The sequence below is a fragment of the Streptomyces sp. NRRL F-6676 genome, from assembly GCF_000725625.1.
Taxonomy (GTDB): Bacteria; Actinomycetota; Actinomycetes; order Streptomycetales; family Streptomycetaceae; genus Streptomyces.
Genome location: NZ_JOHS01000010.1, coordinates 222,660 through 247,764 on the forward strand (window position 1 = coordinate 222,660; position 25,105 = coordinate 247,764).

A 25,105-nucleotide genomic window follows, 5' to 3' on the forward strand; every position below is an offset into this window, starting at 1 on the left:
CTTGCGGCATCTCTACCGCTGCCCGCTGCGCTGGGCGGACATGGACGCGTACGGCCACGTCAACAACGTGGTCTTCCTCCGCTACCTGGAGGAAGCCCGTATCGACTTCCTGTTCCGCCCGGACAAGGACTTCCGGCAGGGGTCGGTGGTGGCACGCCATGAGATCGACTACAAGCGGCAGCTCGTCCACCGGCACGCACCCGTGGACATCGAGCTGTGGGTCACCGAGATCAGGGCGGCGTCCTTCACTCTCGCCTACGAGGTGAAGGACCCCGGCCAGGTCTACGTCAGAGCGTCGACGGTGATCGTGCCGTTCGACTTCGAGGCGCAGCGGCCGCGCCGGATCACCGCCGAGGAACGCGAGTTCCTCGACGGCTACCGCGACGACGACGCGGCGGACGGCGACACGGGCGCGGCGGACGACGCGGGCGAGGCCGTGGCCGCATGAGCGTGCTGCACCTCGCCGACGACGGGGAGGCGGCCGACCTGGCCGGCTTCCTCTCCCGGCTGCTGCACTACGACCGCGCGGCGGCGGTGCGGCTCCAGGCGGCCGGGACGGCGCTCGCCGTGTTCGGCCGGCCGCCCTCCTTCGAGGTGCTGGCCGTGCGCGCGGTGCGGCTCGGCAAACCGTACGAGCACGGCCTGGACGTCACCCTCGACGTGACCGTGTCCGCCGGTGAGCTGCTGGAGTCCGTGGACGAGGCGGCGGGCACGGCCACCGTTCCGGCCGCGGTCACCGGCCCGCCGTGGGCCGGCGTGCTGCCGCCGCGCGGCGGCTGGCGGCCCGAGCCGGGGCTGCCCGCGCCGGACGCGCTGCGGGCGACGGTGGCCGGGGCGGTCGCCGAGTTCCGCTCCCGCACGGACGCACTGCCCGAGGAGCGGCGGACCCGGGCCGAACTGGACCGGATCGGGCGGGAGATATGGTCCCGCACCGTCGCCGGCACGGCGCTGCCCGTGCGGGCGGTGCACGCGGCGCAGACGCTCGGTTTCCTGCGGGCGGCCGGGGCCGCGCCGGCCGGGGCCGACCGGCCGGGACTGTTCTCCTCGGGTTCCTGGCTCCGGCTGCGCACCCCCTACGGCTCGGTCGCGGTGCGCCGCACGGGGCTCGGCGTGGGGGGACTGGACGTCAGCGTGCGCTGACGGGACGGACCGGACATCGGCGTGCGCCGACCGACCGGACATCGGCGTGCGCCGACCGACCGGCCGGCGGGCCGGGCAGAGACGCGGCCGGTCAGCCCTGGTCCGGGCCCGAGTCCCGGGCCGTGTCGTCCGGGCGGACGGTGATGTGGTCGGGTTCCAGTTCCAGGGCGACCCGGTCCCGCATGCCGAGGGCCTGGGTGTAGTCGGCGGGCAGCTGGAGCCGGCCGGCGCGGTCCAGCATCGCGTACTCGCGGGCCACCACCGCCTCCCGCCCGGTGGCCGCGTCCACCTCGGTGCGGCGCAGCACCTCCGTGGACGTACGGCCGTCGCGGATGGCGACCGTGCGGCGGACCTCGCTCGCCACCGCCTGGTCGTGGGTGACGATCACGACGGTGGTGCCCAGGGACTCGTTGGCGGTACGGAACGCGGCGAAGATCTGCTCGGCGGTGCCCGAGTCGAGTTCGCCGGTGGGCTCGTCGGCGAGGAGCACGGCGGGGGCGTTGACCAGGGCGACCGCGATGGCGACCCGCTGCTGCTGACCGCCGGACATCTGATGCGGGCGGCGGTCCCGGCAGTCGGCGACGCCGAGCAGGTCCAGCAGTTCCAGGGCCCGTTCCGTGCGGGCGCGGCGGCGGGCCCGGGGGCCGCGCACACCGGCCGGGCGGCCGGTCAGCCGCAGCGGGAGCGCCACGTTCTGCGCGGCCGTCAGATAGGGGAGCAGATTGCGGGAGGTCTGCTGCCACACGAAGCCGACGGTGTCCCGGCGGTAGCGCAGCCGGTCCCCGGCGGTCATGGTCAGCAGGTCCTGCCCGGCGACGCGGGCCGCGCCGGCGGTCGGGGTGTCGAGCCCGGCCAGGATGTTCATCAGGGTGGACTTGCCGCTGCCGGAGGCGCCGACCAGCGCCATCAGCTCGCCCTCGCGCACGAGGAGGTCGAGCCCTTGCAGGGCCTGCACCTCGACGCCGTCGGCGGAGAAGACGCGCACCAGACGGTCGCAGGTGATCAGCGCGTCGTGGCCGTAGGCGGGCCGGGCGCGGTCCGCGCGGACGCGGTCCGCAAGGTCGGCGAGCGTGGGGTCGCCGGCCTGTGAACCGGGTGCCGGGAGTCTGCTGTCGGTGGTCTCGGGGTCGGTGGTCATCGTGGCCTCCCGCCGGTGGTGTTCATGTGCGCTCTCCCGCCCGCAGTTCCCGCACCGAGCCGCGCCGCCCCGTCGCCCAGGCCTGGAGGGCCGCGACGGCGACCGTCAGGAGCAGTACGGCGAGGGCCGGCAGCAGCAGGGACGCCGGGTCGGTGCGCAGGTGCGCGGTGTCGGTCGTGCCCCGGGCGGCCAGGGCGAGGGTCGTCAGATCGATGCCGGGGGAGAGGAGCCGGACGGCCGCCCAGCCCGTCAGCGTGCCGCCCGCCGCGGCGAGGACGGCCTGGGGCAGCGACTCCAGGATCAGCAGGCGGCGGCCCTGGGCGCGGGTGAGGCCCATGGTGCGCAGCCGGGCCAGCAGCGCGGTGCGCTCGGGGGCGGCGCGGACCAGGGCGAGCAGCAGGGCGAGGACGGCGTAGCCGGCGCCGGCCGCGACCGCCGCCGTGTAGAGGTGCTCGGCGCCCGTTTGCAGGGGCGAGTGGGCGTAGGCGGCGCGTACCCGCGCGCGGACCTGGACGCCCGGGGAGCCGCCCGCCGCCCGGCGCAGCGCGGCCGGGTCGAGGTGGGAGCCGGTGACGAGGAGGGTGGTCGGGCGGACGGCGGCCGGGGGGAGTCCGGAGCGGTCGACGACGAGGAACTCCGTGCCGGTCACGGCCGGGGTCGCCGCGCGCACCAGCGTGATGCGCACGGTGACGTGGCTGCTGTCCTCCAGGCGGACCGGGAACGGGGTCCTGCCGTAGCGGTGGGCTACGGCGGGCGAGGCCAGCGCGGGGAGCGGCCCCGAGCGCCGGGCTTCACGGGATGCCGTCAGCGCGTCGGCCGGGAAGGCGCCCAGCCGCACGCGGCCGGCCAGCCGGGCGTAGGCCGGCGGGGACACCGCGGCCAGGGGCACGGTCTCCGGGCCGTCGTGCGGCTTCGCCTCCTGGGCGACGGCCGCCGTGGTGACCTCCTCGACGCCCGGCACCCCCCGCACCCGCCGCGCCGCACCGGCCCGCAGCGTGTCCGCCGACTCCACGCGGGCGTCCGCGCCGGTGGCCAGGAGGGCGGCGTGGTCCCGGGCGGCGTCGATCCCGGCGGTCACCGAACCGCCGAAGGCGGCCGTGGTCAGCGCGGTCAGCAGGGCGAGCAGCGGCAGGACGGCGGAGACGGAGGTGCGGCTCGCCCGGGCCAGCGCGAGCGGGCCGACCGCGCCCCGCAGCCGGCCCGCCGCCCGGGTCAGCAGGCGCAGGGGCAGCGGGTGCAGCCGTACCAGCACCAGGGCGGCGATCACCCCGACGAGGACGGGCGCCAGGGAGACCAGCTCGTCCCCCCGGGTGCCGGGGGCGCCGGAGGTGCCCCGCCGGCGCAGCGCCTCCACCGCCCCGGCGGCCAGGACCAGCAGGGTGAGTTCGGCGACCGTGCGGCGCCGGGAGGGGCGTACGGAGACCACGTCCTCGCGGGCCGTGCGCAGGTGGGCCGTGCGGTGCCGGGCGGCCGCGCGCAGCGGGAGCGCGGCGCAGGCGAGCAGTGTGACGGCACCGGCCGCCGCCACCGTGTACGCCGGCCGGCCGTGCGGAACGGCCCACAGCGCCGCCGCCAGGCCCAGCGCGCCGGCGGGCAGCGCCACCACCGCCGTCTCGGCCAGCAGCCGTCCGGTGAGGCCGGGCAGGGAGGCGCCGCGGGCGCGCAGCAGGGACAGTTCGGCGCGGCGGCGGTCCGCGGCGAGACCGCCGGCCATCAGCAGGACGACGACGGCGACCGTGCCGGTGCCCAGGGCGGCGACGGAGACGAGCGGGGCGATGCGGGAGCGGAGGCCGTCGTAGTCGTCGAGGACGTCGTCGAGCTCCGTCTCGGACTCGATGGTGGGGGCGACGGCGTCCCGGATCCGGCCGAGGCCCGGTCCGCTCTCCAGGGTGGCGACGGCGGAGCGCAGGGCGGGCAGCTCGTGCGCGGGCGCGGAGGTGAGGTCGGGCGCCACCTGCCAGTAGCGCACGGGGTTGCCGGCCGTGCCGAGCATCACGGGCGCGGCCTCGGGCGGCAGCAGCAGCGCGCCGAGCCAGTAGGTGGGGGCGTCGGGCGAAACGCCGTCCCGTGCCAGGGAGGGGGAGTGCAGCAGGGGCTGGATCGCCCAGTAGGCGCCGTCGGACCGGCGGGGCGCGACGATGCCGGTGACGCGGACGGTCAGCGGGGCGCGGTCCGCGCCGGGGACATGGAGCACCGAGCCCGCTTCGATCCGCAGGTGGGCGGCGGTCTCGGTGGTGACGGCGGCCTCGACGGCGGAGGTCGTCGCGGTCACCGTGCCGGTGGTGCGGGGCAGCCGTCCCGAACGCAGCCGGGCGTGGCCGGCGAGGTCGTTCTGCGCGGCGAGCACCACGCGCGGGGGGAGCCGGTCGGGCCGGGGCAGCCAGGCGTCGGGCACCGCCAGGGGCGTCGCGGTGCGCACTCCGTACGAGGACTGCGCGCGGTCGGCCGCGAGGGGCCGGCGGACCTCGCCGAGGACGGTGGCGTACTGCCGGCGCAGGGCATCGGGCCGCAATGCCGCCTCGCGGTGCTCGCGCGCGACGCCGACGCCGGGCTGCGGCGCCCCCAGTTGCACGGTGGTGCGCCGGGCCCCGGCCTCGGCGACGGCCCGGCGCAGCCCGGCGTCCTCGGCCCGGTCCACGACGCGCGGGCACACGGCGGCGAGGAACGCGGTGACGGCCACCAGGACGGCGAGCCCGGCCGCGGCCCCGGGCGCCACCCGCAGCCGGGTCCGCACCCAGGGGGCGACGACCGGGTTCCCGCGACGGTACGGGCGCATGTCACTCGCCCCCTTGGCGACGCAGGGAGGCCGCCGGGTGCGGGCGGCGGCGCAGGGACAGCTGGACCGTGAGGGCGACCGGCGCGGCGGCCACCACGGCGAGCAGGAGGACCGCCCGGGAGACGGGGAGCCGCACCAGGACGTCCGGCAGGGGGCGGGCGGCGCCCGAGGTCAGGACGATCAGCGGGACCACGGCGCGGGTGAGGACCGTGCCCAGGGCGGTGCCCACCGCCAGTCCCAGCGCGACCAGCAGTCCCTGTTCGGCGGCGACGAGCCGGGCCAGCTGCCGGCGCGGGGCGCCCAGCGCGCGCAGGACGGCGAACTCCGTGCCGCGCTCCCGCAGCGCCCCCGCCGTGCTCACCGCGAAGCCCACCGCGGCCAGCGCCGCCGCCACCACGGCGGCCGCGGCGAACGCCGCCTGCGGGCCCACGCCGAAGGGGTCGTCGCGCAGCCGCGCCGCGATCTCGTCGCGGACGACGACCTGCGAGGGCGTCAGCTCGGGGCGCTCCCGCAGCGCGGCGGCCACCCGGGCGGCGGCGCCCGGAGCGGGCCGCAGCCACCACTCGGTGGGCTGCGCGCTCTGCCCGTAGCGATCCTGGAGGATGTCGTTCACGGCGCGCAGGTCGACGAGGAGGGCGCCGCCGTCGGCCTTGTCGCCCCGCCCGGGGGCGGCGGACGTGCCGGGGGCGGCCACCCCGGTCGTCGGGAGGGCCTTCGTCGTGCCCACGATCCGCACCGGGACGGTCGCGCCGGCGAACTGCACGTCGACGCGTTCGCCGCGTCGGGCGCCCGCCGCCTCCAGGAAGCGGTCCGTGGCGACGCCGGTCACCTCCGGCACCTCAGGCCGCGCCGCCCGCAGCCGGACGGTCAGCGAGCCGGCCGCCCAGGTGAGCCGGTGCGGCACGAACCCGGTGCCGTACCGCACCGCCACCGAGCCGTCCGACGGGCGGCGCACGTGCGGGGGAGCGGGGCGGTCGCGGGCGTCGGCGGTTTCGGTGGTGCCGTCCGTGCGGGAGCCGGCCGTCCAGGAGGCGGCGAGCGGCGGGCGGCTCGTGGTGCCGTCGGCGGCGACGGCGGTCAGCCGCTCGACGGTGAACGTCTGCTCCTGGGCGGTGTCGACCGGCTGCGGCACGGTCAGCTCCAGCTCGTCCAGGGTGAGCGGACCGGCCGCCCCGGACACGTCGAGGAAGACCTCGTGCGGGCGTCCGTCGGCGGGGAGCACGCCGGCCGGCAGCGGGTACGGGGTGCCGTAGCCGTCGGTCACGGTGGCGCGGACGTCGGCGGTGGTGCCGGCGTCGGCGGGCGGGGCGCCGCGCAGCCGCAGCACCAGGCGCAGTCCGGCGGTGCCCTTCGGCAGCCGGGTGCCGGCGACGGCGGACGTCTTCGGGGCGAGGCCGGTCAGGGGGGTGCCGGACGGGCGGGGGGACAGGTCGGGGCGGAGCAGGACCGTGTCGGCGGCGTGCGCGGTGTCCAGGGCCAGCACGGTCGCGGTGCGGTCGCCCGACAGAGGCACGGTGGTGCGTACGGCGGGGGCGGCGTCGCGCACGCCGGGGAGTGCGGCGAAGTCCCCGGACTCCCCCAGCGAGCCCTCCCCGGTGAGGGCCACGCGCACCGGGGCGCCCGCGCGGAAGTCGGCCTGGTCGTCCTGCGAACGGCTCCAGGAGGCGGCCTGGCCGATGCCGAGCAGGCCGAGCGCCACGGCGAGCACCAGCAGCAGGACGGGCCCCGCGCCGCGCCCCGGGCGACGGCTGAACTGCCAGCCCGCCAGCGCCGTGGGCAGCCCCCGCCCGCCGGCCGCGCGGCGCTCCGCGAGCCGGGCCACCGGCGGCAGCAGCCGCAGCGTCAGCACGGTCCCGGCGAGCAGCGCCAGCGCGGGCGCCGCGACCAGCAGCGGATCGATGCCGAGGGTCCCCGTGCCGTCGTCGCTCACGGCACCGCCGGCGCGGCGGTCCAGCTGCCAGTACGCCACCCCGGCGACCGCCAGCAGCCCGAGGTCCGCACCGGCGCGCACGGGGGCGGGCAGCGCACGCGCGCGCCCCGCGGACGTGCCGGACGCGGTGGTGAGCGCCGGCCCGGTCACCGCGAGCGCACACCCCAGCGCGACCGCGCCCGCCACCAGCCACACCCCGGGATCGCCCACCGAGGCCTCCGGACGCAGCCCGATCCGGGACAGGGGCCCCTGACCCGACAGCAGCCCGGTCAGCGGTCCCGCGAGCAGCGGGGCGCAGACGGCGGCGGGCAGCGCGAGCAGCAGCGCCTCCAGGGCCGCGAGCCCCGCCACCCGGCCGCGCGAGGCACCGCGCGCACGCAGCAGCCGCGTCTCGTCGGCGCGCTCGGCGCTCAGCAGCCCGGCGACGAGCAGCAGCGCGTACCCGGCCAGGAGCACCAGTTGCAGGGCGACGATCAGTAGCGTCGAACGGGCCACGAGCAGCGCGCGCTCCACCCGGTCGAGGACGTCCGGCAGCGAGGTGCTCACGGCGGTCGTGCCGTTCAGGGCGGGTGCCTTGCGCAGCGCGCGCGGGCCCGCGTCGGCCGCGTCGCGCAGCCGGCCGATGTCGCCGGTGCGCACGGCGGAGTAGTCGGCCCTCGCCAGCCAGGCGGTGGTGCCGGAGCTGACCGCGCCCGAGGTGAGCACGCCGGGCGCGGTGAGGAGGGGGCCGTAGGTGGTGAAGGAGACCGTGCTCACCCCCCGGCCGCCCAGGTCGTCGAGGCGCCAGTAGGGGGCGTCCGGGCTGGTCGGGCGGTACAGGCCGGTGATCCGGACGCGGACGGGCGGGCCGTCCAGGCGGTCGGTGACGGTGAGCCGGTCGCCGGGTCCGAGCCCCAGGCGGTCGGCGGCGGAGTGCGGGAGGGCGGCCTCGACGGTGCCGGACGGGGCCCGGGGGGAGGGGGCTCGGCCGGTGGTGAAGCGGATCTGGGTGCGGTCCAGGGCCGCGAAGAAGGTGAGGTCGGGTTCGTCCTCACCGTCCGCCTTGGCCTCGTTCTTGTCCTCGTTCTTGTTCTTGTTCTTGTCCTTGCCCTTCGCCTCGGTGGCGGCGGTCTTGTCCCCGCCGGAGGAAGCGGGGGCGCGGAGGGTGCGCGGGAGCGCGTACGGGCCCGAGCGCACCAGGGTGTGGACGGCCACCGGGAGCCCGTCGAACGTGCGCCGGGCGCCCGCGCGGACCGCGTCGTCCGCCGCCGCGCGCCGGTCCGCCGGAACCTCGGCCTTGACGGTCAGCGCGGCCTCGCCGGCGGTCGCGGGGTCGGCGAGGGCATGGCGCAGGGACGCGTCGCCGAGGGCGCCGGAGTAGGCGGTGAGGGTGGCCAGTACGGCCGTGGTCAGCGCGACGGTGAGCAGGGCTGCCGTGAGCAGGAGACGGTGCGCGCGTGCGCGCAGTAGCACCAGCGCTGCCACCCGGCCCCCCGCCCTGTGATCGTCCCTCGTTCCTGGTGATGTTCGCAGAGGGGAGTGGGCGGGGGTAAGGCGGTGTCGTGCGGGATTGATCGGATTGTGACCGGAATTCGGGGAGGGGTGACCGGAATGCGCGCGTCAGCGGGTCTCAGCCGGGAGAGTTGATCATGGAGGCCGCGGCGTAGGTCAGGTACTTCCACATCGTGCGGTCGTGTTCCTCAGGGAGGGCGAGGTCGTCCAGGGCGTCGCGCATGTGCTTCAGCCAGGCGTCGTGGGCGGCGCGGTCGACGGTGAAGGGGACGTGGCGCATGCGGAGGCGGGGGTGGCCGCGGCGTTGGCTGTACGTGGTGGGGCCGCCCCAGTACTGGATGAGGAAGAGGGTGAGGCGTTCCTCGGCGGGGCCGAGGTCTTCCTCGGGGTACATGGGGCGGAGCAGGGGGTCTGCGGCTACGCCCTCGTAGAAGCGGTGGACGAGGCGGCGGAAGGTGTCTTCCCCGCCGACCTGCTCGTAGAAGGTCTGCTCCTGAAGCGTGTCGCGCGGGTTGTCATTCACGACTCCATGGTCTCAGACGGTTCTCGGACGGGGCGGGGGGTCGGTTGTTCGTCGGCGGGTGCGGGTGCGGGTGGGTTGTGGCTTGTGGCTTGTCGCGCGGTTCCCCGCGCCTCCTTGCGGGGCGCGGAGTGGAACAGTGGAGGTATGGGTGAATTCGGCGAGCTTGCGCGGGAGGCGCGGGAGGCGCGGGGGGAGTTGGTGCGGGAGATCGGGGTGAGGGGGGTGTGGGAGGGGGAGCCGGAGTGGCGGGAGGCGTTCGCCGAGGTGCCTCGGCACTTGTTCGTGCCCTACTACTACGTCGGTGTCAGGGGTGGGTATGAGCGGCGCTGGGGCGAGCACGCCGACTCCCGGCAGCGGGAGCGGTGGTTGCGCGGGGTCTACGAGGACGTGCCGCTCGCGACCCGGCTGCGGGACGGGGAGCTGGTGTCCTCCAGCAGTCAGCCCTCGCTGATGGCGACCATGCTCGTCGCGCTGGGGGTGCGGGACGGCGACACCGTTCTCGAGATCGGCGCCGGCACCGGGTACAACGCCGCCCTCCTGTCCCACCGGCTCGGGGACGAGCACGTCACCACCGTCGATCTCGACCCGGAGATCACCGAGTCGGCCCGTCGGCATCTCGACGCCGCCGGGTACCACCCCACCGTCGTCACCGGCGACGGGGCGCGCGGGGTGCCCGAGCGCGCCCCCTTCGACCGGATCATCGCGACCTGCGCGCTGCCGTCGGTGCCGCGCGCCTGGCTCGCCCAGTGCGCCCCCGGCGGTCGCATCCTCACCCCGCTCGCCACCGGGCTCGTCCTCCTCCGGGTCGCCGACGCCGCGCACGCCGAGGGACGCTTCCTCGACACGCCCGCCTACTTCGTGCCGCTGCGCGGTGACACACCGCCCGAGCCGCCCCTCCCGCGGCTGGAGGGGCTGCCGCGGCGGGCCCGCGGCGACGACCTCTTCCGGTTCCTGCTCACGCTGACGGGAGGCAGTCTCGGCCCGCACGAGGCGTACGCCCTGTGGGAGCGCGAGGGCGAGCCGCCGCGCGAGCGGTACGGGATCACGGTCGACGGCGACCGCGCCTGGAGCTGGCTGGACGATCCCGAGGGCCCGTACGGCTGGCCGCTGCCCTGAGGGGGCGGGCATGCGAACGGCCGCACGCCCCCTGGGGGTACGTGCGGCCGTAGGGGTTCTGTCGCTCAGCCCCGGTGGACGGTGATGGTCGTCCAGGCGCCGACGTGGACCCGGTCGCCGTCCCGCAGCGGGACCGGTACGAACGGCTGGATCGGTTCCTCGCCGCCGTTGACCGTGGTGCCGTTGGTCGAGTTCTGGTCGACGACCGCCCAGGTGCCGTCCGGCTGCTGCACCAGCATGGCGTGCTGGTGCGAGACGCCCGGGTCCTCCGGCGGCACGGCCAGATCGATGTCGGGGGTGTCGCCGGTGGAGTGCCGGCGGCGGCCGATCGTGATCTGGTTGCCGGTCAGCGTGCGCTGCTGCTCGGGCGAGTAGGCGGGCAGGTTGAGCCCCGCCGCCTCCGGGCCGGAGCGCTGCATCATCGCCAGGAAGTACTCGCGGTCCGGGCCGATGGTGGCGGTCCAGGTCGACGGTCCCTGGTCGTACGAGGGCGGGGCGCCCTGGCCGGAGCCGGGCTGCGGGAAGCCGTAGCCACCGCCGGGGCCCTGTCCGCCGCCGGGGCCGGGGCCGCCGGGTGCGGAGGAGGACGGCGGGGTGAGGACCCAGTCGTCCTCGCCGCCGCCGGCACCGCCGCCGAAGGGCGCCTGCTGCGGGCGGCCGGTCTCCTGCGGGTAACCGGGCGGGGCGGCGGGGCCGCCGGGGCGCTGGAAGGCGGACGGTGCGCCGGTGCCGGGGAAGGCGATGGGACCGCCGTCCGCGGCGGCGCCGCGCTCACCGGGGCCCGACGGGTCGCCCCCGTAGCCGCCGCCAGGCCCGCCTTGGCGCGAGGGGTCGCCGCCGAAGCCGCCGGGACCACCCGGCCGGGCCGGGTCGCCACCGAAGCCGCCAGGACCTCCCGGCCCGCCGGAGCGGGAGGGGTCGTTGCCGAAGCCGCCGGGGCCGTCCGGACCGCCCCGTCGGGAGTGGTCGCCGCCGAAGCCTTCGGGACCTCTCGGTTCGCCGGGGCGTGACGGGTTGTTGTCGAAGCCGCCGGGGCCTCCCTGGCCGCCGGGTCCCCCTTGGCGGGAGGGGGCATTGCCGAAGCCGCCAGGAGCGTCCGGACCGCCGGGGCCGCCCCGTCGGGACGGGTCGCTGCCGAAGCCTTCGGGACCTCTCGGTTCGCCCGGGCGTGACGGGTCGCTGCCGAAGCCACCGGGGCCTCCCGGGCGGGAGGGGTCGTTGCCGAAGGCCCCCGGTCCGCCGGGGCGCGACGGATCGCTCCCGAAGCCGCCGGGGCCGCCAGCGCCGCCGGAACGTGCCGAGTCGCCGCCGAAGCCGCCGGGGCCGTCCGGCCCGCCCCGTCGGGAGGGGTCGCCGCCGAAGCCACCGGGGCCTCCCGGGCCGCCCGGTCCGCCGGAGCGGGAGGGATCGTTGCCGAAGGCACCCGGACCGCCCGGACCGCCCGGACCACCGGAACGCGAAGGATCACCCCCGAAGCCCCCAGGACCCCCGGGCCCACCCGGGCCTCCCGGCCCGCCGGTCCCGCCCGGACGCGAACCGTCCCCGTACCCCGAAGGGCCGCCGGGGCGCGACGGGTCGCCGCCGAAGGCAGGCCGCTGCGGGTCACCGCCGTAACCCGACGGGCCGCCGGCCCCAGCAGGGCCACCCGGCCCCCCGGGCCTGCCCGGAGCCCCGGGGCCGCCGGGGCCGCCCGCCGGTTCGCCGCCGTACGGCGGGCCCGGCGGGATCGGTTCCGCCGGCCGGTTCATCTGCGACGGGCGCGAGCCCTGGTAGTCGTACGAGTCGGGGCCCGGCCCCGGCTGCGTCCGGGGTCCCTGTCCGGCCCCGGGGCCCTGCCCCGGGAACCGCGGCGGCGGACCGCCGGACGCCGACGGGCGCGGTGCCGCCGGGGTGTACGTCGTCGCCGTGTTCGTCAGGAAGTTCCACCGGCACTCCTCGCAGAACGGCGCGCCCCCCTCCCGGGGCGTGCGGCACTGCGGGCAGAGCTCCGGCTCGGAGTCGCGGCCGCCGCCGAAGGGGCCCCGCCCGCCCGCGGCGCCCGGGGGCGGCGGGGGCGAACCCGGCGGCGGATAGCCGTAACCCGCCGCAGGCGGTGGTGGCGGTGGCGGCGGAGGCACGGCACCGGCCATGCGGTGACCGCAGACCTCGCACCAGTCGTCGGAACCCGACTGATGTCCGTTCGGGCAGGTCGGCATGTCGGCGCTTCCCCCTCTCCTTCTCCGGCCCCGTGACCGCCCCGTACGACCGGAAATGACCGGACGGCGGGCCGCGGTGGCCGTTTCTCCCACCCCTGGGGGTCGGGCTCGGTGCTGACTGTGACCGCTTTCAGGTCACTTCTTTACACGAACAGTCTTTGTGGACCTGGTCTCGAGGGTCATTTCGTCCGCCTCCTCGACCTTCGCCTTGAGTCGCACAGTACCTGCCGCCGCGTCGACCACGTCCACCACCTTCGCAAGCAGTTTCGCAGTATCCGCGTTCCCCGAGACCCCCGCGAGTTGCACCGCGCGTCCCAGTTTCGCGGTCGCTCCGTCCAGATCGCCCGCTTTGCGAAGGTCCAGCCCCTGCTGGATGACATCGGCCAGTTCGGCCTGGCCCGTGTAGTGGGCGACCTGGGGGTTGATCCGGGTGGACGCCGCCACGTCGTCCGTCCACACCGCCCGTACGAGCCCCTGGGCGCCCAGGTTCTCCGCCGTGCCTCCCCCGTTCTCGGCCTCGCTCGAGCGGGAGGTGCCCCCGGTCCTCGGTACGACGAGCGAGACCCGGGCGGCGAGCATCTCCTGGCCGAGTCCGGCCGGCGGAACCGCCACACCCACGTGGTAGTCGCGGGACTCGTCGCCCCAGGAGCCGGTGGGGTAGTCGCCGGTGCGCGGGCCGGCCTCCGTGCGGCGGTCGGTGAGATCTTCCACATTCGGCGCGACCTGCTTGACGAAACGCACGGTCGTGCCCACGGGTGTCCACAGCCGCAGCGCCACGCCGGCGACCTCCTTGCCCATCGCCGTCTCCATCATCGCCGTGAAGTCGGCGGCGAGGTCGGCCGGATCGGCGACGATGTCGGCGGTACCGAGCAGCGCGGAGGCGATCGCGGTGACCTCCTTGACCTCCCAGTCGGTGCCCACGCCCCGCGCGTCACAGGTGAAGCGCCCGGCGCAGTCGTCCAGGGCGGCCCGCAGGTCCTCGGGCGACTCGTGCTCGTTGCGGCCGTCGGTGAGCAGGATGCCGTGCCGGATGGTGACGTCCGCCGCGGACAGCAGCCGGTCGGCCAGCCGCAGCCAGGTGCCGATCGCCGTGCCGCCGCCCGCGCTCAGCCGGCGCAGCGCCTGCTTGGCCTGCGCGCGGGTGGTGTCGCTCGCGACCGCGAGCCGGCCGCCGCCCGGATAGACCTCCGCGGCGGCGTGCGTGCCGCCGATCACCGCGAAGTGGACGCCGTCGCGCAGGGTGTCGACCGCCGCGGCCGTCGCCTCGCGCGCGTGGCGCAGTTTCGTCGGCGGGTAGTTCATCGAACCCGAGCAGTCGACCATGACCGCCACCGCGGCGGCGGGCCCCCGGCCCGGGGAGTACAGGTGCGGCGCGCCCACCGCGCCGCCGATCGTGCCGCCGCCGGTCGCGCTGACCGTCACGACGGCGTCGACCTCGCGGCCGCCCTCGGGCAGGTACTCGTTCTGGTAGACGTCCACCGAGAACCGGGGCACCGTCGGTTTCGAGAAATTCGCCATGCCGTCTCACGTCCCCCTCGTGCGCCCCACCGGGGTGGGGCGGTGGCCGAGTGCGGACCGGTCCCCTCCGGCCCGCGACCCTTCAGGCGGATCCTGCCCCCTGCGACGGGGCCGGGAACGGCACGACGGCCACTGTTACGTTGTCGTGGCCCCCGCCGTCCAGCGCGTGACCGACCAGCACCTGCGCGGCGTGCAGCGGGCGGACGGCGGCGTCGGACGGCAGCAGCGCGGCCATCTCCTCGGCGGATTCGGCGTAGTTCCACAGGCCGTCGGTGCACACCACGACCACACCCGCCCGGTCCGGCTTGAACGAGGCGGTGTGCGGCTCCAGTTCGTACGCGTCGGCGCCGAGCCAGCCGGTGATGGCGTGGGCGCGCTCGTCGGCGTACGCCTCCGCCTCGCTCATCAGGCCCGCGGCGACCATCTGCGCCGCCCACGAGTCGTCCTCGGTCAGCCGGGCGGGGGGCGCGGAGCGGTCGGCCGGGATCCAGTAGGCGCGGCTGTCGCCGACCCAGCCGATCACCAGCAGACCGGTGGTGACGACCGCGCCGACGAAGGTGCACGCCGGCGCGTTCTGGTGCGGGGCGTGCTCCTGCGCCGTCTCCGGCTCCTCGGCCAGCGCGGTGACCGCCCGCGCGGCGGTGACGATCGCGTCGTGCATCGCCGCCTGCGGGTGCGTGCCGCGGGGGAGCGCCTCGCACAGCGACGCGCCCGCGGTCCCGGCGGCGGCGAGGGAGGCGTCGTCGGGGCGGGTCGCGGACGACACGCCGTCACAGACCAGCGCGAGCACGGCCGGCGGGGCGCCGTCGGGGAGCGGGGCGGTCAGGACGGCGAAGGCGTCCTCGTTGCGGTGGTGGCGCAGCCCGCGGTCGCTGACGGCGGCGACCGGGCCGAGGTCCCGCTCCATGTGGTCGCGCTCGCGGGGCTGGGCGTGGCCGCAGTTCTCGCAGTAGCCGTCACGGTCGACGGTCCCGGCGCGGCAGGCCACGCAGACCCCGGTCCCGGCGGGCGCGTCCTGGGCACGGGGGTCGCCCCCGGCCGGCGCGGGCCGCGGCTCCGGCGGGGCGAGCGGGTACTCGTCGGGCTCCTCGGCGCCCGCGTGGTCCGGGCGGTCGGCGGAACGCGGGCGGTCGAGCCGTACGCCGGCGCTCCCGCCCTCCGTACGCGCCCCTTCGCGCGCCTCCGCGCGCGCCGGGTGCGGCACCACCGGTGAGCCGCCGGCGCCCGGTTCCGCGCCGTGCGCGCCGACCGCCAGGTGGACGGTGTCCCCGGCACCCGGGCCACCGGGACCGACAGCGCCGCCGGGACCGACAGCGCCGGACGGCTCCGGCCGGTCCGCGCCCGCCGGGGCGTCCGGGCTGGGGACGGCGGCCGGAGCCGCGCCCGCCGGGGCATCCGGACCCGGGCCCGCGGCCGCGTCCGCCGCGCCGTCCATCGTGAGCGTCGGGGTGTCCCCCGACGGACCCGTCGGCACCGCCGACAGGTCGTATCCGCACGCACCGCAGAAGCGGTCACCGGACTCCAGCGGCTCGTCGCAACTGGGGCACCTGGTCGGCGCCGTCTGCTGGGGCATCTGCGACATCACTTCACACCCAAGTCCGGGGGCGGTAACGGTTGGCACGTTCCACCAGGTCGATCCTCTCCTCGCCGCCCCGCGCCAGCCGGGCCAGCGTGCGGTACGAGCGTTCCAGGCCGAACCGGAGGCCCCGCTCGTCCAGTTGGCTGCCGAGCAGCGCGGGTCCGGCCGGCGGCGGAGCGGAGGTCCGGCTACCGGAGAGTACCCAGTCCAGGGCGGACCCGAGGACCTCCGTGGCCAGCCGCTCGCGCCGGACGGCGTCCAGACCGTATCCGTCCAGGGCCTCCACCTGCCGTGCGGCGGCGGTGAGTTCGTCCAGGAACGGGGTGTCCGGCGATTCGTTCGTACGGTGCCGCAGCCGTGCCCGTACGGCGGCCACCCGGGCCGCGGTGTAGTGGATCGACGACTCCGGCACGGACTCCAGGGTACGGACCGCTCCGCCCCCGTCGCCGGTGGCCAGCTGGACGCGGGCCAGGCCGAAGGCGGAGCCGACGTGGCTCGGGTCGGTCGTCCAGACGATGCGGTAGTACTCGGCGGCGTTGTCGAGCTGCCCGAGGAGCTCCGCGCACAGGCCGAGGGCCAGCTTGGGCGCGGGCTCGCCCGGGAAGGCGTCGTAGACCGCGTCGAAGGCCAGGGCGGCGCCCTCGTGGTCGCCGGTGACGAGCGCGGCCAGGCCGCGGTACCAGACGACGCGCCAGTCGTCCGGCTGTTCGTCCGCGAGCCGCAGCAGGGCATCCAGGGCGGTGTCCGAGTCCCCGTTCTCCAGCCAGGCGCGGATCTGGCGCAGCCGGGTCTCCAGGGAGGGGGCGGGGGCGTTGCCGAGCGCGGCGAGCAGCTCCAGCGGGCCGGAGGTCAGCAGCCCCGCCAGGAACCCGGCGTTGGGGTCGCCGGGGTCCACCCTCGGCACGGGCAGCGCGAGGGCGGCGGCCCGGGCGTCGAGCGGCTTCGTGACCGACCCCGGGGCGACGGGGTCCGGAACGGGGGCCGGCAGGGCGGCCCGCGGGGGCGTGCGACGCGCGAACCGGCGCCTTCCCGCCGCACCGTTCGCCGGCACCGCCCTGGACCCCAGCCGCGACACCTCCTCCGTCGGCCCGGCGAACAGCTCCGTGTCCGTGACCTTGAGCTCGGGGCCGAACAGCGTCGACAGCGCCGGGTGCGGCCGGCCCGTCCGCAGGGCCACCACCTCCCGCAGCACGCCCGTCAGCTGCTCGGCCATCTCCTGCGCGGAGGCGAACCGCCGGGCCGGGTCCGGGTCGGTGGCCCGCACCAGCAGCCGGTAGAACGACTCGTACTCCCGGAAGACGCCGACGGTGTCCGGGTCCGGCAGACAGTCCGCGTAGACGGTGGTGTAGCCCTGGAAGTCGAACGTGAGGACGGCGAGGGTGCGGGCCACCGTGTACAGGTCCGAGGCGACGGACGGGCCCGCCTCGGCGACCTCCGGGGCCTGGTAGCCGACGGTGCCGTAGATGGCCGACTCGTCGTCGTCCATGCGGCGGACCGCGCCCATGTCGATCAGCTTGAGCTGGTCCTCGGTCTGTATCGCGTTGTCGACCTTGAAGTCGCAGTACAGCAGGTTGCGGCTGTGCAGATGGCCGAGCGCCTCCAGCGCCTCGACGCCGTACGCGCAGGCCTGTTCGACGGGGAGCGGGTCCCGCCTGCCCTCCGCCGTGCGGCGGCCGTTGGCGATCTCCTTGAGGGACCGGCCGCCGACGTACTCCATGACGATGTAGCCGTCGAGCGAACCGGAGCGCGGATCGAGGTGCTCGACGAAGTTGTAGATCCGGACGATGTTGGCGTGCTCGATCTCGGCGAGGAAGCGCCGCTCGGAGATCGCGGCGGCCATCGCGTCCTGGTCGCCGGTGTCCAGCAGGCCCTTGAGGACGACCCAGCGGTCGGAGACGGCGCGGTCGACGGCGAGGTAGATCCAGCCGAGGCCGCCGTGCGCGAGGCAGCCGACGACCTCGTACTGGCCGTGCACGACGTCGCCCCCGCGCAGCTTGGGCACGAACGAGTAGGGGTGGCCGCACTTGGTACAGAACCCCTCGGTACGGCCCGGGCGCTCACCGCGCGCCCGGCCGACGGGGGCGCCGCAGTCCGAGCGCGAGCAGAACCGCTTCCGCTCGGGCACCTCGGGGTTGTCGAGGACCATCGCGCGCGGGTCGGGGCGCGGGACGCCGGGCACCTCCACCAGGCCCATGCCGAGCCGGCTGCGGCCGGAGGAGCCGGACGTCGAGCCGGCGCTGCGCACGGAGACGGAGCCGCGGCCCCCCGACCCCGAGGCCGCGCGCGACAACCGCCCGGACACGGACCGCCGCGAGGACGCGGACCGCGCCGACGTCCGGGCGGAGGTGCGCGCGGAGGTGCGCGCACTGGGCACGGACCCGCCGCGCCCGGCGCCCCGGCCGACGTCGGGTGCGCCCGGGCCGGCGTCGGGTGCGCCCGGGCCGGTGGACCCGGCGCCACGCGGGGTCCCCGGTTCACCGCCGGGTGCGCCCTGGCCCGGGGCGCTTTCGCCGGTCGCGGTTCCCCGTGCGGCGCCGGGCGCGGTCGGGCCCGCCGCCCCGGCGCGGTACGGGGCTCCCGGCGCGCCGCCGGATGCGCCCTGGGCTGTTGGCCCGGTGCCGTCCGCGGTTCCCCGCCCGCCGCGGGACGCCGGCGCGGCGGGTGCCAGGCCGCAGGTGTCGCAGTACAGTTCGCCGCCGCCCACGTCCTCGTAGACCCCGCCGCACCCGTCCCGCCGACAGGCCGCACCGGCTGCCGTGCCGCTCGTGCCCGTCGCACCGGCTGTCGTGCCGCTCGTGCCCGTCGCACCGGTTGCCGTGCCGCTCGTGCCCGTCGCGCCGGCTGTCGTGCCGGCCGTGCCCGTCGCGCCGGCTGTCGTGCCAGCCGTGCCCGTCGCACCGGCTGTCGTGCCGGCCGGGCCCGGCGTGCCCGCGGAGTCCGGTTCCGGCGGGTTCTCCGGCCCCGCCGGCCCCGTGGCACCCTCCGGGTCGGCCGCTGCCCCGGCCGTCCTCGGTCGTGCGGCCACGTGCGTGGCCGTCTCGGGCTCCGGCGGGGGCTCCGGGGCCAGGCCGCACGTGTCGCAGTACACCTGGGCCCCGCCCATGTCCTCGTACGTGCCGTCGCAGCCGGGGCGCCGGCACGGGGCCGGCGGTGCCGTCATGGTGTTCCCCCTCGGTCCTCGTCGGGAACGCGGGGGTTCAGCAGGTCCGCCGCCGTGTGCTGGTAGCGCAGGACCGCCTGTTCGGCGACGCGGAGGTCGCAGGGGGCGCTCCACAGCATGCGGCGGGCCGCGTCGTACCGCTCCACCAGCAGCGGGTCCTCCGCGAGGCCGTGCCGGGAGACCTTCGCCCGGTACGCGTCCAGCCGGCCGCGCAGCTCCGCGCGGACCGCGAGCGGCGCGGTGACCGCCGTCAACGACTCACGTGCCCGCAGCAGTTCCTCCTCCGCCTTCTGCTCGAGCGACTCCAGCAGCGGCGACAGCCGGTGCCACTGCGCGTGCCGCCGGTACTCCGCCGCCGTCGCCAGCTGCTCCTGCAACGCCGTCGGCGGACCGCTCACCGCCGGCACCTCCGACGCCGCGATCTTCGCCAGCACCTCCCCGCGCGCACTGCGCGCCTCCGCCAGCGTGCGGTCCGCGCGGGAGAGCAGGTCCCGGAGCCGCACCAGCCGCTGTTCCGCGTCCTGCCGTACCGTCAGCACCGCGTCGATCTCGCGGCGCACGTCCTCCAGCGCCCGTGCCTGACGGTCGTACGTCGTCGTGTCCGGACGCCCGCCGCCCGGTGCCGAACTGCCCGGCGTCGGCACCCAGTGGGCCAGCGGGTCGGAGATCACCTCGGCGCGCAGCGCGGTCAGGGAGCGCGTGATCCGCTCCAGGTCGTCCCCGGCCGGGTGCTCGCCCGGCCGTACCCCCACCGAGTGCGCCAGACGCCGGGTGCGCTGCAACTCGGCGGCGAGTAGATCGATCCGGGCGGGCAGCGCCGACCACACCGCGTCGGCGGCGACCACCATGTCCAGGGAGGACGCGTACAGCTCGTTCATCCGGTCCACGAGGTCGGCCAGCGTGAACCGTTCGCTCAGCTTGCCCGGACCGGCCATCAGCGTGGGCGCGTTGGCGGTGGCCGTCGCACTGCCCGCGACCGTGACCCCCGCACCGCGCAGCAGTTCGGTCAGCTCCACCAGGTCCTCCCGGCTGGACCAGCGCCGGCGGGAGCGCACCCGGCGGGCGCTGTGCAGGGCGTCGGTGTACGCGTCGAAGTACGCCCACAGCAGCGTGATCGACGCCTCGGTGGCCGTCCAGCGCTCCGCGGTGAGGCCGGTGAGTTCGGCGCCCTCGAGGAGTCTGCGGCCCGCGTGGTCCTGGAGGGCCAGCAACGAGGTCTCGATGGCCTCGTGCTCGGCGCCGAGTCGCGCCAGCGCACGGTCCACCTCGTCCCGGTCCATCACCGGCCCGGCGGGTCCAGCGACGCCCATCGATCACCTCTCGCTCTCACGTCGTGCCCTGCGCGCGTATCGGGTGCGCCCGGGCAACTGTCCAGTCCTATCAGGTCGGTTGCGCCGCTGACTCCGTCCGCTTCCGTCGTCCGTGTCCGTCGTCCGTGTCCGCTGTCCGTGTCCGCTGTCTGTATCTGTGGTCCGTATCCGGTGGCGGTATTCGTATCCCGTGCCGGTAATCGTGATCAATGGGATTCCGGTCGCCGCATGCCGGGGCCGCCGGCCCTCCCGGGGCCGCCCGCCTCAGCGGTACGCCGGTGACGGCGGCCTGGACGAGGCCGAGTCCTTGCCCAGCGTGCCGGAGAGCCATGTGTCGTACGAGCCCTGCCAGCCGTCGTCCCGGTAGTCCTCCAGGACCCGGTTGACCCGGCGGACCAGGTCGTCGGCACCCTTCTTCATCGCCACCCCGTAGTACTCGGTCGTGAACGGCGCGCCCTTGAGCTCCACCGTCGGGTCCTGCGCGGCCTGGCTCGCCGCGAGCGCGCCGTCGGTGACGACGGCGTCCACCTGCCCCAACTGGAGCCGCACCAGGCAGTCCAGCTGGTTGGGCACGGTGACGGAGATGTCGGCGGAGGCCGGTATCCGCCCGCTGCGCCGGTCCGCGGTCAGCTGCGCCAGCGCGGTCGAACCGGTCGCCGAGCACACCCTCTTGCCGGCGAGCGTGCCGTCGTACCCCGTGATCCCCGACGTCCTCGGGGCCAGCACCTGCTGCCCGGTCCGGAAGTAGGGCGCGGAGAACGCGACCTGCTTCAGCCGGTCGCAGGTGATCGTCATCGTGCGCACCACCATGTCGACGCGGCCCGAACGGATCGCGTCGATCCGCTCGTTGGTGGGGATCGCGCGGAACACCACGGCGTCCGGGTCGCCGAGGATCTCCCGGGCGATGCGCCGGGCCAGGTCGATGTCGAAGCCCTCCAGCTCACTGCCGCCGCCGCTGTTGGGGTCGCGGTAGCCCCAGTGGTAGCTGTTCTGGTCGACGCCGACGACCAGCTTGGGGTTGGCGCGCTTCTTGATGGCGTCGATGGTGCGCCCGTCGGCGCCCGACGGCGCGAGGCTCCGCTTCTCCGGGTCCTCGCACGACCGCGCGCTCGCCCGGGTGCCCTCGGCGAGGCCGCCGGGCGCCCCGGCGGCCTCGCCGGTCCCGCCCGCGCGGGCGAGCGGCAGCAGCACGAAGACGGCGGTCAGCAGGAGCACGACAGCCATCGCCCCGACACCGCCCCAGCCCTTCAGACCCGCCCGCAGACGTCGTACCCGCATTCCCGTTCCTCCCCTCACCACCGCACCCGCTCCTCCCTCGCCGGGATGTCTCCCGCCCGGATGTTCGCCCGCCCGGGTCTCCCTCGCCCGGATGTCTCCCGCCCGGATGTCCCTCACCGGTACTCCGACAGCCGTCGGCCTATGCCCAGTACCGCGCCCGCCGCGCCCAGCACCGCGAGCACCGCCGCACCCGCGGGCAGACCGGCCAGCGCCGCGCGCCCGTCGGAGGCCGCCCGGTGGAACTCGCTCTCCTCGTGGTCGACGGCCCGGCCCAGGTTCTTGTCGACGCTGTCGAAGCACTCGCCCGTCGACTCCTCCCCCTTGCCGCCGATCACCTTGTCCAGCGCGCCCCGGTAGTCCCCGCCGTCGTCCGCCTCGCGGGCCACCGCGTGCCGCTGCCGCCACACCTTCATGTTCCCGGTGGCCGCCTCGACCGGTCCCCGGCCCGCGCTGTCGTCGGCCAGCGTCCCGGCGTGCGCGAGGCCCGCCGCGAGCGTCTTCATCTCCTGGCCGAAGTCGTAGTCGTACAGGTCGACGACGTCGCCGTCGGCCAGCGTCCTGGTCTCCGCGCCCCGGCTGACCAGCGTCAGGTTCTCGTTGCCGCGCGCGTTCAGCGAGGCGATCCGCGCGTCGTGCAGCACGTTCAGCGAGCGGATGCCGTGCTCGTAGGACGAGTCCAGGCCCGCGCGGGCCAGACCGTGGCCCACGGCCAGCCACAGCAGTACCGCCGCCGAGGCCGCCGTCGCCGCGACCAGGCCCCGGTTGAGGACGCGGTTGGTACGCCGGTAGTGGCGCCGCTGCGCCCACGCCAGCGCGGCCAGCGCGACGACGCCGAGGGCCAGCGCGAGCCACGGGTACGGGGTGGCGTCGCCGTAGTCCTCGCGCAGCCGCTGGTTCTCCTTGGTGTACAGGTCCTGCGCGGCCGGGAGCATGCGGTCCTGCATCATCGCGTCGGCCGTGCGCAGATAGGCGCCGCCCACCGGGTAGCCGAGCCGGTTGTTGGCACGGGCCCGCTCGATCAGACCCTCGTATCGCGGCAGCAGCCGGTTGAGCTTGGCGATCGTCTCGGCGGCGGGTGAGCCGGGGTCGGCGGCGGCCGCGGCGGTGACCAGTTTGGTGGCGGCGGTCTCCAGGTCCTTCTCGTACCGCGCGCGGACGTCGGCCGGTTCCTGACCGCCCGCCAGGAAGCCGCCCGCGGCGGCCGTGTTGGCGTCCGCGAGCGAGCGGTAGACCTCGGCGGCGCCCGCGCTCAGCGGCTGGCTGCGGTGGAGGACGTCGTCGGCGGCGGCCGCGCGGTCCGTCATCTGCCAGGCGGTGACGGCGCCGAACGCGACGACCAGCAGGGCGAGGAGGGCGCCGATGAGGCGCAGCCGGCCGGGTTCGGTGCGGACGGCGCGCCGCAGGTCGTCGAAGCCCTCGGCGAAGGCGGTGCGGCGCTGCTCCACACTCGTCGTCACGCGACCTCCCCCATGGCCGTACGGTTTCCCGGGCGCAAGTATCGCGGTCGGGCGCTGCCGCGGGACAGGGGTCGGCTCGGGCCCACTGCCCCTCGGTGAGAGATACGCGTGGGGAGCCGGTGCGGTTCCCTTGGGGGCTCCGCCCGACCGACTGCTCAGCCCCCGTTCCCCCGTGGACCGCTCAGCCCCCGCCCCCGCCCCCGAAGTACGCCCGCACCCTCTCCTTCGCCTCCCGCGTCGCCCCCAGGCGGTCCAGGCCCAGCAAGGCCGCGCCCAGGACCGGTGGGGCGGTGACCACCTCCGCGTGGGCCCGGGGGGCGCGCGTGGCGAGCGAGGTGCGGATCGTGTCGTCGAGCCGGCGGTGGCGTGCGGCCAGGACGCTGCCGCCGAGGAGGACCGGAACCTCCGCCTCCAGCAGGTCGAGGCGGGCCAGGGCCACCGTGGCCATCGTCACGACCTCCTCGGCCAGCCGGTCCACCAGTGCCCGGGCGACCCGGTCGCCCGACTCGGCGGTGGCGAACAGGACCGGGGACAGTTCGTGGCGGCGGCGGCCGGGGATCTCCCCGAGGTGCAGGGCCTGGAGGAGGTCGTACATCGTGGCCAGCCCGAAGTGCGCGGGGAGCGCGCGGGCCAGCGCCGTGTCCTCCCCGCGCCCGTCCTCGGCGCGCGAGGCGTACCAGAGCGCCTCCTCCGCGAGCCCCCAGCCGCCGCCCCAGTCGCCCGAGAGCCGGCCGAGCGCCGGGAACCGGGCGGTCCGTCCGTCCGGCCGCATGCCGACGCAGTTGATGCCGGCGCCGCAGACGACGGCGACCCCGTACGGCTCGGTGACCCCCGCCCGCAGGATCGCGAACGTGTCGTTGCGGACCTCCGTGCCGGCGCCCCAGCCGCGCGCGTGCAGGGCGGCGCCCAGCCGCTCCTCCTCCACGGGGAAGTCCGCGTTGGCCAGGCACGCCGAGACATGCGTGACGGCCGGGAGCCCGGCGGCGGACAGCGCCTCCTTCACGGGCGTGGCGAGGGCGTCCATCGCCGGTTCCACGCCCACGGCGGGCGGCCGGAACCCCTCGCCCCGGGCCGTGCCGAGTACCTGTCCGCCGGCGGTCACCACGGCCACGTCCGTCTTGCTGTTCCCGGCGTCGACGGCGAGCACGGCGGCGGAGTCCGCGGGAGGTGTCGTCACGCCCACGGCAGATGCTCCCGGTTGTGCGCGAGCAGGCGGTCGGTGAGGGCGTCGGCCTGGGCGTACTGGCCGATCAGGGGGTGGGCGAGCAGCGCGCGGAAGACCCGGTTCCGGCCGCCGTGCAGCGCGGCCTCCAGCGCCAGGTCCTCGTACGCGGTCACGTTCGCCATCAGCCCCGCGTACAGCGGGTCGACGGGCGCGACCGGGAGCGGACGCGCGCCCTGCGCGCCGACCGCGGCCTGCGTCTCGATCACCGCGTCGTCGGGGAGGAAGGGCAGCGTGCCCCGGTTGAACGTGTTCACCACCTGGTACGGCGTCCCCGCGCCGGCCAGCAGCGCGGCCGCGAGGTCGACGGCCGCCTCCGAGTAGTAGGCGCCGCCGCGCCGGGCGAGCAGCTCCGGCTTCTCGTCCAGCGCCGGGTCGCCGTACATGCGCAGCAGCTCGCGCTCCATCCCGGCGACCTCGGCGGCCCGGGAGGGCTTGGTGCCGAGCTCCTGTACGACCTCGTCGTGCGCGTAGTAGTAGCGCAGGTAGTACGACGGGACCGTGCCGAGGCGGTCCAGGAGGGGGCGGGGCAGCCGCAGGTCGGCGGCGACGGTGTCGCCGTGCTCGGTGAGCAGCTTGGCGAGGACGTCCTCGCCGTCGGGGCCGCCCAGGCGGACGCCCGTCTCCCAGGTGAGGTGGTTGAGGCCGACGTGGTCCAGGTGGACGCCGGCCGGCTCGACGCCGAGCAGCGCGGCGAACTTGCGCTGGAGTCCGATCGCCACGTTGCACAGGCCGACCGCGCGGTGGCCCTCCTTGAGCAGGGCGCGGGTGACGATGCCCACGGGGTTGGTGAAGTCGATGATCCAGGCCCGCGGGTTGCGGCGGCGGACCCGGTCGGCGATGTCCAGGACCACCGGGACCGTGCGCAGGGCCTTGGCCAGGCCGCCCGCGCCGGTGGTCTCCTGGCCGACGCAGCCGCACTCCAGCGGCCAGGTCTCGTCCTGCTGCCGGGCCGCCTGCCCGCCGACGCGCAGCTGGAGCAGGACCGCGTCGGCGCCGTCGACGGCCGCGTCCAGGTCGCAGGTGGTGACGATCCGGCCGCCGTGCCCCTGTTTGGCGAAGATCCGGCGGGCCAGCCCGCCGACCAGCTCCAGCCGGTCGGCGGCCGGATCGACGAGGAACAGCTCCTCCACGGGCAGCGTGTCCCGCAGCCGGGCGAACCCGTCGATCAGTTCCGGGGTGTAGGTCGATCCGCCGCCGACCACGGTGAGTTTCATGCAGTGCGCAGCCCTTCGCTCCGGTGCACTCCGGATCACTCCGGTGACGGGGGCC

Annotated in this window: 16 protein-coding genes; 3 read left to right on the forward strand and 13 right to left on the reverse strand. The window is 76.4% G+C overall.

All coding sequences use genetic code 11. The features are described 5' to 3' along the window. Position 1 precedes the first annotated feature (1 nt). Together IO29_RS09890 and IO29_RS09895 are read left to right on the forward strand one after the other, a co-directional pair. Entirely contained in the window at positions 2-448 is a 447-nt protein-coding gene (locus IO29_RS09890) for an acyl-CoA thioesterase (protein WP_030379929.1), read from the forward strand. Beyond that, positions 445-1,140, forward strand: coding sequence for a DUF8010 domain-containing protein (locus IO29_RS09895; protein ID WP_030379930.1), 696 nt, complete (start codon positions 445-447; stop codon positions 1,138-1,140). The genes IO29_RS09890 and IO29_RS09895 overlap by 4 nt, the downstream gene beginning before the upstream one ends. 91 nt (positions 1,141-1,231) lie before the next feature. On the opposite strand, the gene IO29_RS09900 is transcribed toward IO29_RS09895, so the two are convergent. The 4 genes from IO29_RS09900 to IO29_RS09915 all read right to left on the reverse strand — a co-directional run bounded on the left by IO29_RS09900 (position 1,232) and on the right by IO29_RS09915 (position 8,998). Next, positions 1,232-2,278, reverse strand: coding sequence for an ABC transporter ATP-binding protein (locus IO29_RS09900; protein WP_033225057.1), 1,047 nt, complete (start codon positions 2,276-2,278; stop codon positions 1,232-1,234). A 22-nt stretch (positions 2,279-2,300) separates the two neighbouring features. Then, positions 2,301-5,054 carry an FtsX-like permease family protein gene (locus IO29_RS09905; protein WP_030379932.1) on the reverse strand — a complete coding sequence of 918 codons (2,754 nt, stop codon included), beginning with the start codon at positions 5,052-5,054 and terminating at the stop codon, positions 2,301-2,303. A 1-nt stretch (position 5,055) separates the two neighbouring features. After that, on the reverse strand, positions 5,056-8,448 hold the full coding sequence (locus tag IO29_RS09910) for an ABC transporter permease (protein ID WP_234307519.1): 3,393 nt from the start codon (positions 8,446-8,448) through the stop codon (positions 5,056-5,058). Between the two features lie 145 nt (positions 8,449-8,593). Next, positions 8,594-8,998 (reverse strand): globin, encoded by a 405-nt coding sequence (locus tag IO29_RS09915; RefSeq protein ID WP_030379934.1) that lies wholly within the window; start codon positions 8,996-8,998, stop codon positions 8,594-8,596. 144 nt (positions 8,999-9,142) lie between these two features. Between IO29_RS09915 and IO29_RS09920 the strand changes: the two genes are divergently transcribed. After that, the gene (locus IO29_RS09920) at positions 9,143-10,114 is read left to right on the forward strand and encodes a methyltransferase domain-containing protein (RefSeq protein WP_030379935.1); all 972 of its coding nucleotides are present in this window, start codon (positions 9,143-9,145) and stop codon (positions 10,112-10,114) included. A gap of 65 nt (positions 10,115-10,179) precedes the next feature. On the opposite strand, the gene IO29_RS09925 is transcribed toward IO29_RS09920, so the two are convergent. The 9 genes from IO29_RS09925 to IO29_RS09965 all read right to left on the reverse strand — a co-directional run bounded on the left by IO29_RS09925 (position 10,180) and on the right by IO29_RS09965 (position 25,050). After that, positions 10,180-12,309 carry an FHA domain-containing protein gene (locus tag IO29_RS09925; protein WP_030379936.1) on the reverse strand — a complete coding sequence of 710 codons (2,130 nt, stop codon included), beginning with the start codon at positions 12,307-12,309 and terminating at the stop codon, positions 10,180-10,182. A gap of 135 nt (positions 12,310-12,444) precedes the next feature. Further along, on the reverse strand, positions 12,445-13,827 hold the full coding sequence (locus tag IO29_RS09930; protein WP_030379937.1) for a vWA domain-containing protein: 1,383 nt from the start codon (positions 13,825-13,827) through the stop codon (positions 12,445-12,447). Between the two features lie 82 nt (positions 13,828-13,909). Continuing rightward, positions 13,910-15,409, reverse strand: a complete 1,500-nt coding sequence (locus IO29_RS09935) for a PP2C family protein-serine/threonine phosphatase (RefSeq protein ID WP_030379938.1) — start codon at positions 15,407-15,409, stop codon at positions 13,910-13,912. A 4-nt stretch (positions 15,410-15,413) separates the two neighbouring features. Beyond that, positions 15,414-18,566 carry a serine/threonine-protein kinase gene (locus tag IO29_RS09940; RefSeq protein ID WP_030379939.1) on the reverse strand — a complete coding sequence of 1,051 codons (3,153 nt, stop codon included), beginning with the start codon at positions 18,564-18,566 and terminating at the stop codon, positions 15,414-15,416. Then, positions 18,563-19,876, reverse strand: coding sequence for a hypothetical protein (locus IO29_RS09945; protein ID WP_030379940.1), 1,314 nt, complete (start codon positions 19,874-19,876; stop codon positions 18,563-18,565). The genes IO29_RS09940 and IO29_RS09945 overlap by 4 nt, the downstream gene beginning before the upstream one ends. Positions 19,877-20,140: 264 nt before the next feature. Beyond that, positions 20,141-21,154, reverse strand: a complete 1,014-nt coding sequence (locus IO29_RS09950) for a glutamate ABC transporter substrate-binding protein (RefSeq protein ID WP_030379941.1) — start codon at positions 21,152-21,154, stop codon at positions 20,141-20,143. A gap of 113 nt (positions 21,155-21,267) precedes the next feature. After that, the gene (locus tag IO29_RS09955; protein WP_234307520.1) at positions 21,268-22,611 is read right to left on the reverse strand and encodes a hypothetical protein; all 1,344 of its coding nucleotides are present in this window, start codon (positions 22,609-22,611) and stop codon (positions 21,268-21,270) included. A 181-nt stretch (positions 22,612-22,792) separates the two neighbouring features. Continuing rightward, positions 22,793-23,794, reverse strand: coding sequence for an N-acetylglucosamine kinase (locus tag IO29_RS09960; protein WP_030379943.1), 1,002 nt, complete (start codon positions 23,792-23,794; stop codon positions 22,793-22,795). After that, positions 23,785-25,050 (reverse strand): 6-phospho-beta-glucosidase, encoded by a 1,266-nt coding sequence (locus tag IO29_RS09965; protein ID WP_030379944.1) that lies wholly within the window; start codon positions 25,048-25,050, stop codon positions 23,785-23,787. The genes IO29_RS09960 and IO29_RS09965 overlap by 10 nt, the downstream gene beginning before the upstream one ends. Between the last annotated feature and the right edge of the window lie 55 nt (positions 25,051-25,105).

Bases quoted from the DNA above. Each gene is read 5' to 3' on its own strand.
- IO29_RS09895 (WP_030379930.1), top strand. From the start codon at position 445: ATGAGCGTGCTGCACCTCGCCGACGACGGGGAGGCGGCCGACCTGGCC.
- IO29_RS09900 (WP_033225057.1), bottom strand. From the start codon at position 2,278: ATGACCACCGACCCCGAGACCACCGACAGCAGACTCCCGGCACCCGGT.
- IO29_RS09905 (WP_030379932.1), bottom strand. From the start codon at position 5,054: ATGCGCCCGTACCGTCGCGGGAACCCGGTCGTCGCCCCCTGGGTGCGG.
- IO29_RS09920 (WP_030379935.1), top strand. From the start codon at position 9,143: ATGGGTGAATTCGGCGAGCTTGCGCGGGAGGCGCGGGAGGCGCGGGGG.
- IO29_RS09925 (WP_030379936.1), bottom strand. From the start codon at position 12,309: ATGCCGACCTGCCCGAACGGACATCAGTCGGGTTCCGACGACTGGTGC.
- IO29_RS09930 (WP_030379937.1), bottom strand. From the start codon at position 13,827: ATGGCGAATTTCTCGAAACCGACGGTGCCCCGGTTCTCGGTGGACGTC.
- IO29_RS09935 (WP_030379938.1), bottom strand. From the start codon at position 15,409: ATGTCGCAGATGCCCCAGCAGACGGCGCCGACCAGGTGCCCCAGTTGC.
- IO29_RS09940 (WP_030379939.1), bottom strand. From the start codon at position 18,566: ATGACGGCACCGCCGGCCCCGTGCCGGCGCCCCGGCTGCGACGGCACG.
- IO29_RS09945 (WP_030379940.1), bottom strand. From the start codon at position 19,876: ATGGGCGTCGCTGGACCCGCCGGGCCGGTGATGGACCGGGACGAGGTG.
- IO29_RS09950 (WP_030379941.1), bottom strand. From the start codon at position 21,154: ATGCGGGTACGACGTCTGCGGGCGGGTCTGAAGGGCTGGGGCGGTGTC.
- IO29_RS09965 (WP_030379944.1), bottom strand. From the start codon at position 25,050: ATGAAACTCACCGTGGTCGGCGGCGGATCGACCTACACCCCGGAACTG.